General features: G+C 67.1%; 14 protein-coding genes. 9 read left to right on the forward strand and 5 right to left on the reverse strand.

The genetic code is table 11. From position 1 onward, the window contains the following. Positions 1-14 precede the first annotated feature (14 nt). Positions 15-1,466 (reverse strand): argininosuccinate lyase, encoded by a 1,452-nt coding sequence (gene argH / locus ACMUOY_RS06975; protein WP_413891976.1) that lies wholly within the window; start codon positions 1,464-1,466, stop codon positions 15-17. Positions 1,467-1,554: 88 nt separating this feature from the next. On the opposite strand from argH, the gene ACMUOY_RS06980 reads away from it, so the two are divergent. Beyond that, the gene (locus tag ACMUOY_RS06980; protein WP_413891977.1) at positions 1,555-2,613 is read left to right on the forward strand and encodes a sensor histidine kinase; all 1,059 of its coding nucleotides are present in this window, start codon (positions 1,555-1,557) and stop codon (positions 2,611-2,613) included. Continuing rightward, positions 2,610-3,347 (forward strand): LytR/AlgR family response regulator transcription factor, encoded by a 738-nt coding sequence (locus ACMUOY_RS06985; protein ID WP_413891978.1) that lies wholly within the window; start codon positions 2,610-2,612, stop codon positions 3,345-3,347. Before ACMUOY_RS06980 ends, ACMUOY_RS06985 begins: the two co-directional genes overlap by 4 nt. Positions 3,348-3,462: 115 nt before the next feature. On the opposite strand, the gene ACMUOY_RS06990 is transcribed toward ACMUOY_RS06985, so the two are convergent. After that, complete coding sequence (locus ACMUOY_RS06990) at positions 3,463-4,434, reverse strand: Bug family tripartite tricarboxylate transporter substrate binding protein (protein ID WP_413891979.1); 972 nt, start codon at positions 4,432-4,434, stop codon at positions 3,463-3,465. Further along, entirely contained in the window at positions 4,431-5,489 is a 1,059-nt protein-coding gene (locus ACMUOY_RS06995) for a CDP-6-deoxy-delta-3,4-glucoseen reductase (RefSeq protein WP_413891980.1), read from the reverse strand. Before ACMUOY_RS06995 ends, ACMUOY_RS06990 begins: the two co-directional genes overlap by 4 nt. Before the next feature lie 158 nt (positions 5,490-5,647). On the opposite strand from ACMUOY_RS06995, the gene ACMUOY_RS07000 reads away from it, so the two are divergent. The 7 genes from ACMUOY_RS07000 to ACMUOY_RS07030 all read left to right on the forward strand — a co-directional run bounded on the left by ACMUOY_RS07000 (position 5,648) and on the right by ACMUOY_RS07030 (position 13,298). Continuing rightward, positions 5,648-7,432, forward strand: a complete 1,785-nt coding sequence (locus ACMUOY_RS07000) for an NAD(P)H-dependent oxidoreductase subunit E (RefSeq protein ID WP_413891981.1) — start codon at positions 5,648-5,650, stop codon at positions 7,430-7,432. Next, the gene (locus ACMUOY_RS07005) at positions 7,429-8,160 is read left to right on the forward strand and encodes a 2Fe-2S iron-sulfur cluster-binding protein (protein ID WP_413891982.1); all 732 of its coding nucleotides are present in this window, start codon (positions 7,429-7,431) and stop codon (positions 8,158-8,160) included. The genes ACMUOY_RS07000 and ACMUOY_RS07005 overlap by 4 nt, the downstream gene beginning before the upstream one ends. Beyond that, the gene (locus tag ACMUOY_RS07010; protein WP_413891983.1) at positions 8,157-8,735 is read left to right on the forward strand and encodes an NADP oxidoreductase; all 579 of its coding nucleotides are present in this window, start codon (positions 8,157-8,159) and stop codon (positions 8,733-8,735) included. The genes ACMUOY_RS07005 and ACMUOY_RS07010 overlap by 4 nt, the downstream gene beginning before the upstream one ends. Before the next feature lie 15 nt (positions 8,736-8,750). Further along, the gene (locus ACMUOY_RS07015) at positions 8,751-10,262 is read left to right on the forward strand and encodes a Ni/Fe hydrogenase subunit alpha (RefSeq protein WP_413891984.1); all 1,512 of its coding nucleotides are present in this window, start codon (positions 8,751-8,753) and stop codon (positions 10,260-10,262) included. Further along, on the forward strand, positions 10,259-10,720 hold the full coding sequence (locus ACMUOY_RS07020; RefSeq protein ID WP_413891985.1) for a hydrogenase maturation protease: 462 nt from the start codon (positions 10,259-10,261) through the stop codon (positions 10,718-10,720). The genes ACMUOY_RS07015 and ACMUOY_RS07020 overlap by 4 nt, the downstream gene beginning before the upstream one ends. Before the next feature lie 137 nt (positions 10,721-10,857). Further along, entirely contained in the window at positions 10,858-11,790 is a 933-nt protein-coding gene (locus ACMUOY_RS07025; protein ID WP_413891986.1) for an SDR family oxidoreductase, read from the forward strand. Between the two features lie 230 nt (positions 11,791-12,020). Continuing rightward, entirely contained in the window at positions 12,021-13,298 is a 1,278-nt protein-coding gene (locus tag ACMUOY_RS07030; protein WP_413891987.1) for an acyl-CoA dehydrogenase family protein, read from the forward strand. Between the two features lie 6 nt (positions 13,299-13,304). On the opposite strand, the gene ACMUOY_RS07035 is transcribed toward ACMUOY_RS07030, so the two are convergent. Beyond that, positions 13,305-14,684: an MATE family efflux transporter gene (locus ACMUOY_RS07035; protein ID WP_413891988.1), complete on the reverse strand. Its 1,380-nt coding sequence runs from the start codon at positions 14,682-14,684 to the stop codon at positions 13,305-13,307. Positions 14,685-14,694: 10 nt separating this feature from the next. Next, complete coding sequence (locus ACMUOY_RS07040) at positions 14,695-15,348, reverse strand: DUF2239 family protein (RefSeq protein WP_413891989.1); 654 nt, start codon at positions 15,346-15,348, stop codon at positions 14,695-14,697. Positions 15,349-15,442 lie beyond the last annotated feature (94 nt).

Consider the following 15,442-nt stretch of genomic DNA (forward strand, 5'->3'; position numbering starts at 1 on the left):
CCAGGTAGCCCTGATCAGCCCAGCCGCGCCCGGTGCCGTTCGATCTGGGCCTGCACCTGCGCGGGCGCGGTGCCGCCCAGCGTGTTGCGGGCGTTGAGGCTGCCGCGCAGGCTCAGGCAGTCGTACACGTCTTTCTCGATCGACGCATTGAAGCCCTGCAGCACGGCCAGCGGCAGCTCCGACAGGTCGCAGGCGTGGCTCTGCGCGGCCTTCACCGCATGGGCCACCGTTTCGTGCGCGTCGCGGAAGGGCAGGCCTTTTTTCACCAGGTAGTCCGCCAGGTCGGTGGCCGTGGCGTAGCCCTTCTTGGCGGCGTCTTCCATGGCGACGGGGTTGACGGTGATGCCGCCTTCCTTCCGGCCCGTGGCGGGGTTCAGCTGGCCGCCGACCATCTCGACAAAGATGCGCAGCGTGTCCTTGAGCGTGTCCACGGTGTCGAACAGCGGCTCCTTGTCTTCCTGGTTGTCCTTGTTGTAGGCCAGCGGCTGGCCCTTCATGAGGGTGATCAGGCCCATCAGGTGGCCGACCACGCGGCCGGTCTTGCCGCGCGCGAGTTCGGGCACGTCGGGGTTTTTCTTCTGCGGCATGATCGACGAGCCGGTGGTGAACCGGTCGGCGATTTTGATGAAGCCGAAGTTCTGGCTCATCCACAGGATCAGCTCCTCGCTGAAACGGCTGATGTGCACCATGCACAGGCTTGCGGCGGCGGTGAACTCGATCGCGAAGTCGCGGTCGCTCACGCCGTCCAGGCTGTTCTGGCAGACCTGCGGATGGCCCTGCGCGTCGACCATGCCCAGGGTGCGGGCCACGCGCTCGCGGTCCAGCGGATAGGTGGTGCCGGCCAGCGCTGCAGAGCCCAACGGCAGGCGGTTGGCGCGCCGGCGCACATCCGCCATGCGCTCGGCATCGCGGCTGAACATCTCCACATAGGCCAGCAGGTGGTGGGCAAAGCTCACCGGCTGGGCCACCTGCAGGTGGGTGAAGCCGGGCAGGATGACGTCCACGTTCTGCGCGGCCACGTCCACCAGCGCGCGTTGCAGGTCGGTCAGCAGGCCGTTGATGAGGTCGATCTCCGCGACCAGCCACAGGCGCACGTCGGTGGCTACCTGGTCGTTGCGGCTGCGCCCGGTGTGCAGGCGCTTGCCGGCGTCACCCACGAGCTGCGTCAGGCGGGCCTCGATGTTCAGGTGCACGTCTTCCAGGTCCAGCTTCCATTCGAAGGCGCCGGACTCGATCTCCGCGCGGATCTGCGCCATGCCGCGCTGGATATCGGCGTAGTCCTGCGCGCCGATGATGCCCTGCGCGGCCAGCATCTCCGCGTGCGCCAGGCTGCCGGTGATGTCGGCCAGCCACAGGCGCTTGTCGAAGAACACGCTGGCGGTGTAGCGCTTGACCAGTTCGCTCATGGGCTCGGAGAACAGGGCGGACCAGGCTTCAGATTTCTTGTCGAATTGGTTTTGGGTCATGGCGGTGGGGGCGGGAGCCCCTGGACGGGGTCGGCATTTGGGTTGCGGCGGGGGATCACCAATAATGCGGCATCAGCCCCGTTACCGGATGAACGACTCGCAAATTTTATCGACCTTCCAGGATCTGCCCCCGCAGCCCGCGTCGGGGCGGGGCGAGCACGCGCTGGTGTTCGACGCCTGCCATGTCGGCGTGATTCTGCGCGCGGTGCTGTTTGTGGTGGCGGTGGTGGCCGTGGGCGCGATGTTCGGCACCGCCAGTCTGCTCGACTGGCTGGCCCGGACTTCGATCGTGACCGGCGGCGCGCTGCCGGCCACGCTGGCCTGGCTGATTGCAGGGTGCAGCCTCAAGAAGCCGCTGGCGCGCCAGCGCCTGGGGGTGCAGGTCGCCGCTGGCGTGGGGCTGGGCGCGCTGGCCGGCCTGTATGGCTGCGGCCTGCTGGCCCTGGCCGGTTTCGCCGATCCAGCGCCCTGGCTGGCCAGCGCCAGCGCCGGTGCACTGCTGGCCGGGATGCTGGTGGCGGCGCTGGTCTGGCGCGTGAAGGGGCGCACCCCGGCTGCCACCATGGCGCGCCTGACCGAGCTGCAATCGCGCATCCGGCCGCATTTCCTGTTCAATACGCTGAACACCGCGATTGCGCTGGTGCGCGAAGAGCCCGAACGCGCCGAGTCCATTCTGGAAGATCTGGCCGAGCTGTTTCGCCATGCGCTGGCGGAGCAGGGCGCATCGGCCACGCTGACGCAGGAGATCGCGCTGGCGCGGCACTATCTGCAGATCGAGCAGGCGCGCTTCGGCGAGCGCCTGCGCGTGCAGTGGCAGCTCGACGACGCGGCGGGCAGCGCCACCTTGCCGCCGCTGCTGCTGCAGCCGCTGGTGGAAAACGCCGTCAAGCACGGCGTGGAGCCCAGTGACACTGGCGCGGAGATCCGGATTTCCACCGAGCGCCGAGGCACGATGGCGGTGATCAAGGTAACCAACACGGTGCCTGCCGGCCAGGGGCCGCGCGGGCACGGGCTGGCGCTGGCCAATGTGCGCGAGCGCCTGGGCCTGCTGCACGACCTGCAGGGCACCTTCCGCACCGCGCTGGTCGATGGCCTGTACCAGGTGCGGATCGAGGTGCCGCTGCCGCACGAGGGGGGGGCGCCATGAGCTTGCGGGTGCTGATCGTGGACGACGAGGCGCTGGCCCGGTCGCGCCTGCGCCGGCTGCTGGGCGAGTGCACCGCGCCGGCCGCCGAGGTGGTTGGCGAGGCCGCCAACGCCACCGACGCGCTGCAGTGGCTGGGCCGCGAGCGCTTCGACCTGGCCCTGCTCGACATCCACATGCCTGGTGCCGACGGCCTGAAGCTGGCGCAGGTGCTGCGCAGCCTGCCCGACGCGCCGCGGGTGGTGTTCGTGACGGCGCATGCGCAGCACGCGCTGCAGGCCTTCGAGGTGGAGGCGGTGGATTACCTGACCAAGCCGGTGCGGCTGGATCGGCTGCAGGCCGCCTTGCAGAAGGTGCAGCGCCTGCTGCCCCTGCGGCCGGCGCCTGAGGCACCGGATGAGGCGCTGGTCATCCAGGAGCGCGGGCGCACCGAGCGCGTGCCGCTGGTCGAGGTGTTGTACGTCAAGGCCGAACTGAAGTACCTGACGGTACGCACCGCGGCGCGCAGCTACATCCTGGATGGATCCCTCAACGAGCTGGAGGATCGCTTCGGGTCGCGTTTCCTGCGCGTGCATCGCAACGCGCTGGTCGCGCGGCATGCGGTGCGCGCGCTGGAGAAGCACCACGACCCGGAAGAAGGCGATGGCTGGGCGCTGCGACTGCAGGGGCTGGACGAGCTGCTGGCCGTCTCGCGCCGCCAACTGCCGGCCGTGCGCGAGGCCATTGGCGCGGCTTGAGGGCAGCTGAACCCCGTGCGGCGCGCCTGGCCGGCGCACAAAGGCGAAGTTACTGTATTTTTTGTAGCTGAATACGACCATCCGACGCTGGGGAAGTGCCGGAAGAGTCTGAAATTCAGTCCACCTTGGCTCCGGAGGCCTTCACCACGCGCTCGTACTTGGCCAACTCGCGCTTCATGAAAGCGCCAAAGGCCTCGGGCGTGTCGGGTGCGGGCTCGGCCATCAGCGCGGCGTAGCGGGTTCTGGTCTCGGGCGAGTTCAGCGCGGCCACGAAGGCCTGGTTGTACCGGGCGATTACGTCCTTCGGCGTGCCGGCCGGCGCCACCAGCCCCCACCAGGTGTCGATCTCGAAGCCCTTGAGCGTGTCGGCCACCGGTGGCACTTCGGGCAAAGCGGGGCTGCGTTTGGCCGTGGTCACGGCCAGCGCCTTGAGCTTGCCGCTCTTGATGTTGGGCGCGGCGGTGGCCAGGTTGTCGAAGTTGAAATCGACCTGGCCCGACAGCAGCGCCAGCTGCGCCGGGTTGCCGCCGTTGTAGGGGATGTGCACCGCGAAGATCCCGGCGTCGCGCTTGAACATCTCGCCCGCCAGGTGGCCGGCGCTGCCTTTGCCGCCGCTGCCGTAGTTGAGCTTGGCCGGATTCGCCTTGGCATAGGCGATGAGGTCGGCCAGCGTGTTGATCTTCAGTCGGGCGGCCGTGTCGGCGTTCATCACGAGGACGTTGGGCACGCGCAGCATCTGGGTGATCGGCGCGAAGTCGGTGGCCGCGTTGTAGGGCATCTTGCTGAACAGCCAGGGGTTGATGGCGTGCGTGGCCACGGCGGCAATGCCGATGGTCAGTCCGTCCGGCGCGGCTTTGGCCACCGCGTCGGCGCCGATGTTGCCGCCGCCGCCGGGGCGGTTCTCGATGATCACGACGCCCAGCGAATCCTTCACCCGTTCGGCCAGCTGGCGCGCGGTGACGTCGATGGGTCCTCCGGGCGCATAGGGCACGATGATGCGGATGGGCTTGCCCTGCGCGAGCGCGGCGGGGGCGTTGAGGGCGGCCGTGACGGCCAGCGTGGTGAGGAGGAGGGTTCTGCGTTTCATGGGTGTTTGTCCGCTTCGCTGGTGAAGGAGTCTGCAAAAAAGTCGTCTTCCGGCAGGCCGCCCAGTGACGTGTAGTCCTTGCGGGCGGAGTCAACCACTATCGGTGCGCCGCAGGCGTAGACCTGGTGGCCGCTGAGGTCGGGAAAATCCTGCAGCACCGCTCGGTGCACGAAGCCAGTGCGTCCGCTCCAGGCGTCTTCGGGCAGGGCGTCGGACACCACCGGCACGTAGCGCAGGTTGGGCATGGCGGTGACCTGCGCCTTGACCCAGGCATCGAGGTAGAGATCTTCCGGACGCCGGCCGCCCCAGTACAGCGTGGCGGGGCGGGTGATGCCCATGAACTGCATGTGCTCGATCACGGCCTTGATCGGCGCAAAGCCTGTGCCGGAGGCCAGCAGGATGACCGGCTTGGCGGAGTCCTCGCGCAGGAAGAAGCTGCCGTAGGGGCCTTCGATGCGCAGGATGTCGCGCTCCTTCATCGTGCTGAACACCTGGTCGGTGAAGAGGCCGCCGGGCATGTGACGGATGTGCAGTTCCATCATCGGCGCGCTCGTCGTGCCGCCGGGGACGGTGCGCATCAGGGTGTGCGGCGCGTTGGCCATGCTGTAGGAGCGGCGCGCGCCGTCGCGCAGGATGAACTCGACGTACTGGCCGGCGTGGAACTGGATCACGTCGTTGGCCGGCAACTGCAGCGTGATACCCATGACGTCGTGCGACAGCCGCTCGAGCCTGGCCACGCGCACCGGCATCTTGCGGATTGGGAAAGCGCCGGCATCGGTCACCTGACGCGACTCAAGCACCACATCACTGTGCGGCACGCCGCAGCAGGTCAGCACGTAGCCGGCGGCTTCCTCGTCAGCCGACAGGGCCTTGGCCTGATGCGGTCCATGCACCACGGTGCCCTCGATCTTCTTGCACTTGCAGGAACCACAGGCGCCGTCCTTGCAGCCGTAAGGCAGGCCTATCCCGGAACGGATGCCCGCGGTGAGGATGGATTCTTCGGGTTCGGTGGTGAAACTGCGTCCGCTGGGCCGCACGGTGATGGTGAAGGTCATTGATTCGCTGTCCTGTGGGGATCGTCACCCGATCCAGAGTTCCTGATTTTGCCCTCAAACAAGGTTTCACCGACCCGGCACGCTGCATGGGCCGCTGCCGCGGGGTGTACGCGCCGGGTTTTGTTAGCATGGACTCCACGCCCACTCGGATGGACACCATGTCTTCTGAATCTTTGCAGAGCCTGATCGCCCGCCATCAGGCATCGCCCCATGCCCTGGTGCAGATTTTGCGGGAGGCGCAGACGCTGCAGGGGTGGCTGCCGAGGGAATACCTGGTCGAGATTGCCGGCGCGCTAGGCCTTGCGCTGGCCCATGTGCAGGGTGTCGCCGGTTTCTACCGGTTCCTCCACACCCGACCCGTCGGCACCTATCGGGTCCTGTTCAGCAACAACATCACCGACCGCATGCTGGGCAATGAGGCCCTGATGCGCGATCTGTGCGAGCGTCTGGGCGTCACGCGCGGGCAGGTTCGAGCGGATGGGCGGATCAGCATCGAGCTGGCCTCCTGCACCGGTTTGTGCGATCAGGGGCCGGCGCTGCTGGTCAACCACCACCAGATCGTGACCCGATTGAATCCGGGGCGCATCGAACATATTGCGGCGCTGATCGAGGCGCAGGTTCCGCCAGCGCAGTGGCCGCCCGAATGGTCGCGTGTGGACGACCAGATCCGACTGACCGATGTCAAGCTGGGCACCCAGCCTGCACCCGGAGAGGCACTGGCTGCGGCCATCGCCCGTGGGCCACAGGGCACGCTCGACGATCTCAAGCGCTCCAAACTGCGCGGGCGCGGCGGCGCCGGCTATGCCACGGCGACCAAGTGGCAGCTCTGCCGCAACGCCCCGGGCCAGACCCGCTATGTGGTCTGCAACGCCGACGAGGGCGAGCCGGGCACGTTCAAGGACCGGGTGTTGCTGACGAGTTATGCCGATGGCGTGATCGAGGGCATGACCATCGGCGCCTGGGTCGTGGGGGCGCGGCGCGGGCTGATCTACCTGCGCGGCGAGTACCGCTACCTGCTGGAGCGCCTGCAAGCGGTGTTGCAGCGGCGGCGTGAGCAGCGCCTGCTGGGCGAGGCGATCCAGGGTCGGGTGGGTTTTGATTTCGACATCGGGATCCACATCGGCGCGGGCGCCTACGTGTGCGGCGAAGAGTCCGCGCTGATCGAGTCGCTTGAGGGCAAGCGTGGCACGCCGCGCATCCGCCCCCCGTTTCCGGTGGAAAGCGGCTATCTGGGGCAGCCCACCACCGTCAACAACGTCGAGACCTTCAGCGCCGTCACCCATATTGCGCTGCACGGCGGCGAATGGTGGTCGCGCATCGGGACTCCTCAGTCGACGGGAACCAAGATCCACTCGGTCTCCGGAGACTGTGAGCGCCCAGGCATCTATGAATACCCGTTTGGCACCCGCATCGGCCGCATTCTGGAGGACTGCGGCGCCCGCGACACGCAGGCGGTGCAGGTCGGAGGGCCCTCCGGGGTGTGCCTGTCGGCATTCGAATTCAATCGCCGCATTGGCTTTGAAGATGTGCCCACCGCTGGAGCCTTCATGGTGTTCAACCGCTCGCGCGACATGTTCTCCGTGGCCCGCAACTTCGCGCACTTCTTTGCCCACGAGAGCTGCGGCTTCTGCACGCCGTGCCGGGTCGGCACAAAACTGGTGGTGCGCCGCATGGAAAAGCTCCAGCGCGGCGACGGTTCCGCTGCGGACGTGCAGGTGCTGTTCGAGCTGGACAAGCTGATGCACGGCACCACCCATTGCGGCCTCGGCGCCGCCGCCTGCAACCCGCTGCGGGACACCATTGCCAGATTCCGACCGGCCTATGAGCGCCATCTGCAGTCGCTGCATTTCGTGCCCGGATTTGACTTGGACGCCGAGTTGTCCCAGGCGCGGCTCGCTACCGCCCGCGACGACAGCGCCGCCCACCTGGAGAACAAGGAATGACCGATCAGCGCATTGACGCCCTCAGTCCGGGCACCTTCGAGCTCGATGGGCGGGACGTGGAGTTCGCGCCCGGCGACACCATCCTGCGGGCGGCCACGCGGGCGGGCCACTACATTCCCCATCTGTGCTGGAAGCCTGAATACGGCCCCCATGGCTCCTGCCGCGTGTGCACGGTCAAGGTCAATGGCCGCACGGGCGCCGCGTGCACCGTGATGGCCGGCGCCGGTCAGGAAGTGCAAAGCAATACCGATGAACTCAACGCCCAGCGCAAGACCCTGTTGCAGATGCTGTTCGTCGAAGGCAACCATTTCTGTCCCTCGTGCGAAAAAAGCGGGGATTGCCTTCTGCAGGCCACGGCGTACGAGGTGGGCATGACCGGGCCCCATTTCGAGGAGCTCTACCCCAACCGACCAGTGGATGCCAGCCATGCCGATGTGCTGCTGGACCTGAACCGTTGCATCCTGTGCGGCCTGTGCGTGCGCGCCAGCGCCATGGTGGATGGCAAGAACGTGTTTGCCATTGACGGCCACGGCATCGCGACCCGCCTGATCGTCAACAGCCCCAGCGGGCTGCTGGGCGACAGCGCCTTGCAAGTCGACGACTGCGCGGCCCATATCTGCCCGGTGGGTGCCCTCTTGCCCAAACGCAGGGGCTTTGCGACACCCATCGGGCAGCGCCGCTTTGACATCAGCCCGGTTTCCCAGCAGGTTGAAAAGGATGCAACATGACGAGGGAACCTGAAGGCGCGCCGCTGCTGCACGCCCCGCGCAAGTACAAGATGGCCACCGTCTCGCTGGCGGGCTGCTTTGGCTGCCACATGTCTTTTCTGGACATCGACGAGCGCTTGCTGCAGCTTCTGGAAGTCGTGGAGTTTGACCGCTCCCCGCTGACCGACATCAAGACCCTCGGCCGCTGCGATATCGGACTCATCGAAGGGGGGCTGTGCAATGCGGAGAACGTGCATGTGCTGCGCGAGTTCAGGGCCCAATGCAAGACCCTCGTGGCCGTGGGCGCCTGCGCCATCAACGGGGGCTTGCCGGCGCAGCGCAACCAGCTCGATGTCGGCAAGATTCTGCGGGATGTCTATTGCACCCAGACCGGCATCAGTGCCAACAGCCAGATTCCCAACGATCCGGAGCTGCCCCTGCCCCTGAACCAGGTGCATCCGATCCATGAGGTGGTGCACGTGGATTACTTCCTGCCCGGTTGCCCGCCCTCGGCGGACGCGATCTGGGCCTTCTTCAACGACCTGATCGCCGGCCGCACGCCCCATCTGGGACACGGACTGATGCACTATGACTAGCGAGGAGGATTGCTGATGAGTTTTGCACTTGAAACGGCACCCCATCCCGAGAACTTGCGGCGGGTCGCGATCGACCCGGTTTCCCGCGTGGAGGGCCATGGCAAGGTCACCCTGCTTCTGGATGAGCACAACCATGTGCAGCAGGCGCGCCTGCACATCGTCGAGTTCCGGGGGTTCGAGAAGTTCATTGAGGGGCGCCCCTACTGGGAGGTGCCGGTCATGGTGCAGCGGCTGTGCGGCATCTGCCCGGTTTCACACCACCTGGCGGCGTCCAAGGCTTTTGACCGCGTGATCGGCGCCATCCCGGTACCCGCCAGCGCGCTGGCCGTGCGCCGCTTGATGCACTACGGGCAAATGCTGCAATCGCATGCGCTGCACTTTTTCCACCTGTCCTCGCCGGACCTGCTGTTCGGCTTTGACTCGGAGGTGGCCAGACGCAACATCGTGGGGGTGGCGCAAGCCCACCCCGAGATTGCCAGGAAGGGTATCTTCCTGCGCAAGTTCGGCCAGGAAGTCATTCGCATCACTGCGGGCAAGCGGGTGCATGGCACGGGTGCGGTGCCCGGCGGCGTGAACAAGCTGGTGACGGCCGAGGAGCGGGACAGCCTGAAGCGCGAGTTGCCCCACATGCTGGCCTGGGCGCAGGATGCGGTCGACATGGCCAAACAGCTCCATGCGCAGAATCCAGCGCTGTACAACCGGTTCGGCAGCTTTCGCTCCAACCTGCTCTCCCTGGTGCGCCCCGATGGCGCCATGGATTTTTACGAGGGCGTGCTGCGCGCGCGCGATGCCGACGGAAAGATCCTGTTCGATGGGGTGAGCGACCAGCGCTATCTGGAGCGGATCGAGGAAGAAGTGCGCTCCTGGAGCTACATGAAGTTCCCCCACCTGCGCAGCCTGGGGCGCGAGCAGGGCTGGTACCGGGTGGGCCCCTTGGCGCGGGTGCAAAACTGCGACTTCATTCCCACACCGCGCGCCGAATCCGAGCGCCAGGCCTTTGTGGCCTGGGGCCGGGGCGAACTGGTGCATGCCTCGCTGGCCTACCACTGGGCGCGCATGATCGAGATGCTGCACGCGGTGGAGGTCATTGCCGAGTTGCTGGACGACCCCGTCCTGCTGTCGGGCGACCTCGTCAGCACCGGCGCGCGCCAGCGCAGCGGCGTGGGCGTCATCGAGGCGCCCCGCGGTACCCTCATCCACGACTACGATGTGGGCGACGACGATCTGGTCACCCGGTGCAACCTGATCGTCTCCACCACCCACAACAACCAGGCCATGAACGAAGCGGTGCGCGCCGTGGCGCGCGACTATCTGGATGGACACGAGTTGACCGAAGGCCTGCTCAACCACATCGAAGTGGCCATCCGTGCCTATGACCCCTGCCTTTCGTGTGCCACCCATGCGCTCGGGCAAATGCCGCTGGACATCGCTCTGGTGGGGCCCGATGGAACGCTGATCGACCGCGTGTTCAGGTCCCAGGGCGAATTCGTGCATGACGTCAGTGGCGCCGGCGGATCGGGGGCATGACCCCGGAGCCAGTGCTTCCTCTGCTGGTGTTCGGATGGGGCAATCTGAGCCGGGGGGACGATGCGCTGGGTCCGCTGTGTGTCGAACAGCTGCGAGCAGAATGGACGGCCAGTGCCGGTGTCGAGTTTCTGGATGACTACCAGTTGCAGGTCGAGCACGCGCTGGATCTGGTCGGCCGCACGCGGATTCTCTTCGTGGATGCCAGTCTGAGTTGCACCGGGCCATTTGAAGTGACGCCCTTGATGGCCGCGCAGGACGCCAGTTTCACCACGCACGCCCTGTCACCCCAGGCCTTGATGCAGGTCTTTGTCGATTTGCAGGGTGTGGCGCCCCCGCCTTGCACGCTGCTGGCCATCCGCGGTGAGCGCTTTGAGCTGGGTGAACCCCCCAGCGCTTCGGCTTTGGAGAACCTGGAGGCCGCGACGCAGTGGGCCCGGACCTGGTTGCAGCCATTCTGAGAGCGGGTGAGCCTGCCGCTGCGATGAACCTGATGAGCTGGCGGGCGTGGAGCTGCGCCCATTGATCCGTGACCGGAGGGTGCAGGTCATGGTTTCGGTATCCTGTGGGGATCATCCCTTGATCCTTAATCCCTGTTTTGCCCTCAAACCAAGCTTCCCTCGGCGCCCTGCCATTCCGTTTTCGCCGTGAGCGCGTGCTTATCGTGGGCTGCGGCGACGTCGGTACGCGTGTGGCGCGCGACCTCGGGCCGCGCGTGCGGCTGCTGGCGCTGACCTCGACCCCGGCGCGGTTGCCGGCATTGCGGGCGCAGGGCATCCTGCCACTGGCCGGCAACCTGGACGACCCCGCGAGCCTGCGCCGGCTGGCCGCGCTGGCCACCCGCGTCGTGCACCTCGCGCCCCCGCCGGGGGAGGGCCACACGCGGTGGTGGATCGATCCGCGCACACGCACCCTGCTGCGCGTCCTGCGCCAGCGCACACCGCCGCGCTCGCTTGTCTACGGCTCCACCAGTGGGGTGTATGGTGACTGTGGCGGGAACTGGGTGGTGGAAAGCCGGACGCTGGCGCCGCGCACCCCGCGCGCGCAGCGCCGCGTCGATGCCGAGCGGCTGGTGCGGCACCTGGGTCGCGCCGCCGGTGTTCGCGCCAGCATCCTGCGCATTCCCGGCATCTACGCGCCCGATCGCGACGGCGGCACGCCGCGCGGTCGTCTGCTCAAGGGCACGCCGGTGCTGGACGAAGCCGACGACGTCTATACCAACCACATTCACGCCGACGACCTGGCGCGGGCCTGCATCGCCGCCCTGTGGCGCGGCAAGCCGCAACGCGTGGTCAATGTCAACGACGACTCGGCACTCAAGATGGGCGACTACTTCGATCAGGCCGCCGACCTTTACGGCCTGCCGCGCCCGCCGCGCGTGCCCAGGTATACGGCACAGGCCACGCTGCCGCTGATGCTCCTGAGCTTCATGAGCGAGTCACGGCGGATGGACAACACCCGCCTGAAGCGGGAACTGCGGCTGCGCCTTCAATACCCGCAGGTGTTCGATGGATTGGTTCAAAAAGGATAGCTGATAAAGACCATACAGCGCTGGGAAAGTCGGGTTTTCTTCAATATTTTCCGGTGAAACGCTGTCGAAGCGCGTTGTGGGTCGTGCTGGCGCCTGTCGCGAGCGGGTCTGTCCTGCAGGTTACTGGCGCGGAAGCCGTTTCGGGTGAGGCGGGCTTACAGTCCAGCTCATGAACCCCGTGACGCGCCAGCAAGGGCCGGCGCGCCGTGAGGGCCCCACGGAGCCCGACCATGGACTTTGCCTTTTCTCCCCGCGTCCAGGACCTGCAGGCACAGGTGCAGCGCTTCATGGACGACCTGGTGCTGCCGTCCAACCGCGACTGGCAACGTTATGCCGACGCCGGTTACTACCCCAGCGACGTGGTCGAGCCGCTGAAGGCGCAGGCGCGCGCCGCCGGCCTGTGGAACCTGTTCCTACCCGACCTGCGCGACGACGAGCCCGGCATGCGCCTGAGCAACATGGAATACGCGCCGCTCGCAGAGATCATGGGCCGCGTGCCCTGGGCGTCCGAGGTGTTCAACTGCAGCGCGCCCGACACCGGCAACATTGAACTGCTGCACCTGGCCGCCACACCCGAGCAGGCGCGCCAGTGGATGGCGCCGCTGCTCGAAGGCGCGATCCGCTCGTGCTTTGCGATGTCGGAGCCCGACGTGGCCTCGTCCGACGCCACCAATATCTGCACCCGCATCCAGCGCGACGGCGATGACTATGTCATCAACGGTCGCAAGTGGTTCATCACCGGCGCGCTGCACCCGGCCTGCCGGCTGGCCATTGTGATGGGCGTGTCGAACGACGCCCCCGATGCGCCGGCGCACCAGCGCCACAGCATGATCCTGGTGCCCATGGATGCGCCGGGCGTCGAGATCGTGCGCAACATGCCGGTGATGGCGCACCTGGCCATCGACGGCCATTGCGAAATGGTGTTCAAAAACGTGCGTGTGCCGGCGGCCCACCTTCTGGGCACAGAGGGTGGCGGCTTTGCGCTGGCGCAGGCGCGCCTGGGGCCGGGTCGGGTGCACCACTGCATGCGTACCATCGGCCAGTGCGAGCTGGCGCTGGAACTCATGTGCGAACGCGCGCTGGAGCGCATGGCCTTCGGGCGGCACTTGTCGGACTTCGCCAACGTGCAGGACTGGATCGGCCACAGCCGGGTGGAGATCGACCAGGCGCGCCTGCTGGTGCTGCGTGCGGCCTGGCTGATGGACCAGCAGGGCAACGCCGCCGCGCGCGTGGATGTGTCGGCCATCAAGCTGGTGGCCGCGCAGCTGCAGACGCGCGTGCTGGACCGTGCCATGCAGATCTTCGGCGCCATCGGCCTGACGCCCGACACCCCGTTGGCTGCGCTGTGGAGTTGGGGTCGTGCGCTGCGTTTTCTCGACGGCCCCGACGAGGTTCACCTGCGCACCGTGGCGCGCCACGAGCTGGCGCGCACCAAGACGCATCTGGGCGCCAACGTGCTGCACCTGAACCGCTGGATGCCGCCAGACGCCGTCAGCGACCTGGGCTGAGCCCGCTCACAGCCGGCGGATCGGGCGCTTGCGCCAGACCAACCGGTAGTACGCCGTCTGCATGGCCAGCATGCACAGGAAGGCCACCGGGTAGGCGGCCCAGATGCCGTTCAGGCCGTAGATGCCGCTGAGCACCCAGGCCACCGGCACCTGGATGCCACCGATGGCCAGCATCGACAGGGCCGTGGGCACCAGCACCGTGCCGCTGGCGCGCATCAGGCCCGACAGCACCATGGACATGCCCATGATCACGCTGCTCCACAACATGATGTGGAGCAGCGTCTGGGCCAAGTCCACCACTGCTGGGTCGGTGATGAACAGACCGATCACGGATCGCGAGAACAGGTACCCGGCGATCACGAAGGAGCCGGTCAGCACCAGGTTCAGCAGCAGCCCGGTGCGGGCAATCGCGCCCAGGGTGTGGGTGCGGCCTGCGCCGATGGCATGCGCGCCCAGGATGGAGGCGGTGATGGCAATCGAGATCGCCGGAAATTGCACATAGGACACGATCTGGTTCACAGCGCCATAGGCGGCCGTGGCCTGGGAGCCAAAGCGGTTGACCAGGAACAGCACCGAGATCTCCGCGATCGCGATCGTCATCATCGACAGCCCGGTGGGCAGGCCGATGCGCAACACCTTGGCCAGTAGCGCCCGGTCGATGCGCAGGTGGCGGCGGAAGCCCGCGTCGGGGGCCAGCGCGTGACCCTGGCGCAGCAGTTGGCGTGCGGTCCAGGCCAGCGCGATCAGGTACGACGCCACGGCCGCCCAGGCACCGCTGGTCACGCCCATCATCGGCAGCCCGAGCCAGCCGCGGATCAGCGCCGGTGTGAGCAGGAGGCCGACGGCGGTGGAGATCAGCAAGGTCAGCAGGGGGGTGCGGGTGTCGCCCACGCCGCGCAACATGGAGGTCACGAGCAGAAAGGTGAACACGCCGGGTGCTGCGATCAGCATGATGCGGGCATAGGCGGTGGCGCCGGGCAGGATGTCGGCCGGCGTGCCCAGTGCCACCAGCATCATGTCGGCAAAGCTGCCGCCGAAAACGGCCACGACCAGACCGGCGATCAGGCCGGTCATGAGCGTCGTGCCGGCAATGGCCTTGACCCGATCCAGCTCTCGCGCTCCCCAAGCCTGCCCGATCAGGACCGACGCCCCGGAACCGAGACCGATCATGAAGGCGATCAGGAAAAACAGCACCGGGAAGAAGGCCGACACCGCTGCCATGGCCTTCACACCGAGCATCTGCCCCAGATAGATGTTGTTGACGGTGCCGGAGACGGATTGCAGGAAGTTGCTGAAAATCATCGGCCCGAGGAAGGCCAGGTAGCTCCTCCACAGGGGTTTGGGCGCCGCGGGCGGGTGGGCGCCGGTCGAGGTGGAGGCGGTCATGCGGGGTCTTTCATGCCCAGAAGGCGTCGGTGGCGAGCGCCTTCAGGTGGTTCTGCACATCCACGGGCCAGGCGGCAATGAGCGCCTCGAACCCGGCCTGGTCGCCGGCGAAGAGCGCGCGGCTGGCTTCCTCGAAACCCGGCTCGTGGCCGGCCATGGTCGACATGAACCGGTAGGCCACGGCACCGGCCTGGCGCACCCGGTCCTTGACCTCGGAGGAGCGCCGCGCCACCTCCACCAGCTTGCGCAGCGCCACCGAGGCGCCACCCGGTTGGCTGGCCAGCCATTCCCAGTGGCGCGGCAGCAGCGTGACCTCGCGCGCCACCACCCCGAGTTTGGGTCGGCCCGGGCCCCGCGCCGGCTCGGGCAGGGCTGAGGTGTCGGCTTCGCTCCGATCATCATGCACTGCAAGGTCAGGATTGGCTGTGGGCGTGCCTTGGGCCTGCGCCAGCAGACGCGCCAGTAATTCCTCGGGCGTGCCGCGCCAGTCCATTTCGATGACCTCGGCGGTGGCGTGGTCGAACACCAGCACCGACGGGGCGGACGGGTCGTGTGCCGAGGCGTCCAATGCGGCCTTGGCCGCCAGGGCTACCTCGGCCAAGGGCCCCTTCGCGAGGCAGCGGCCACCCTGGAAGGCGGCGCAGAGGGTGTCTGGTGTGCGCATAAAAAATACCCGGATAAAAATGAGTAGGGCGAATTATGCCCGGGTATTAATAACCCATCAATTTCATCCGGGTATTAAGGCTTCGAGCCTTGCC

This window comes from Candidatus Skiveiella danica (assembly GCF_022705245.1).
GTDB lineage: Bacteria > Pseudomonadota > Gammaproteobacteria > Burkholderiales > Burkholderiaceae_C > Skiveiella > Skiveiella danica.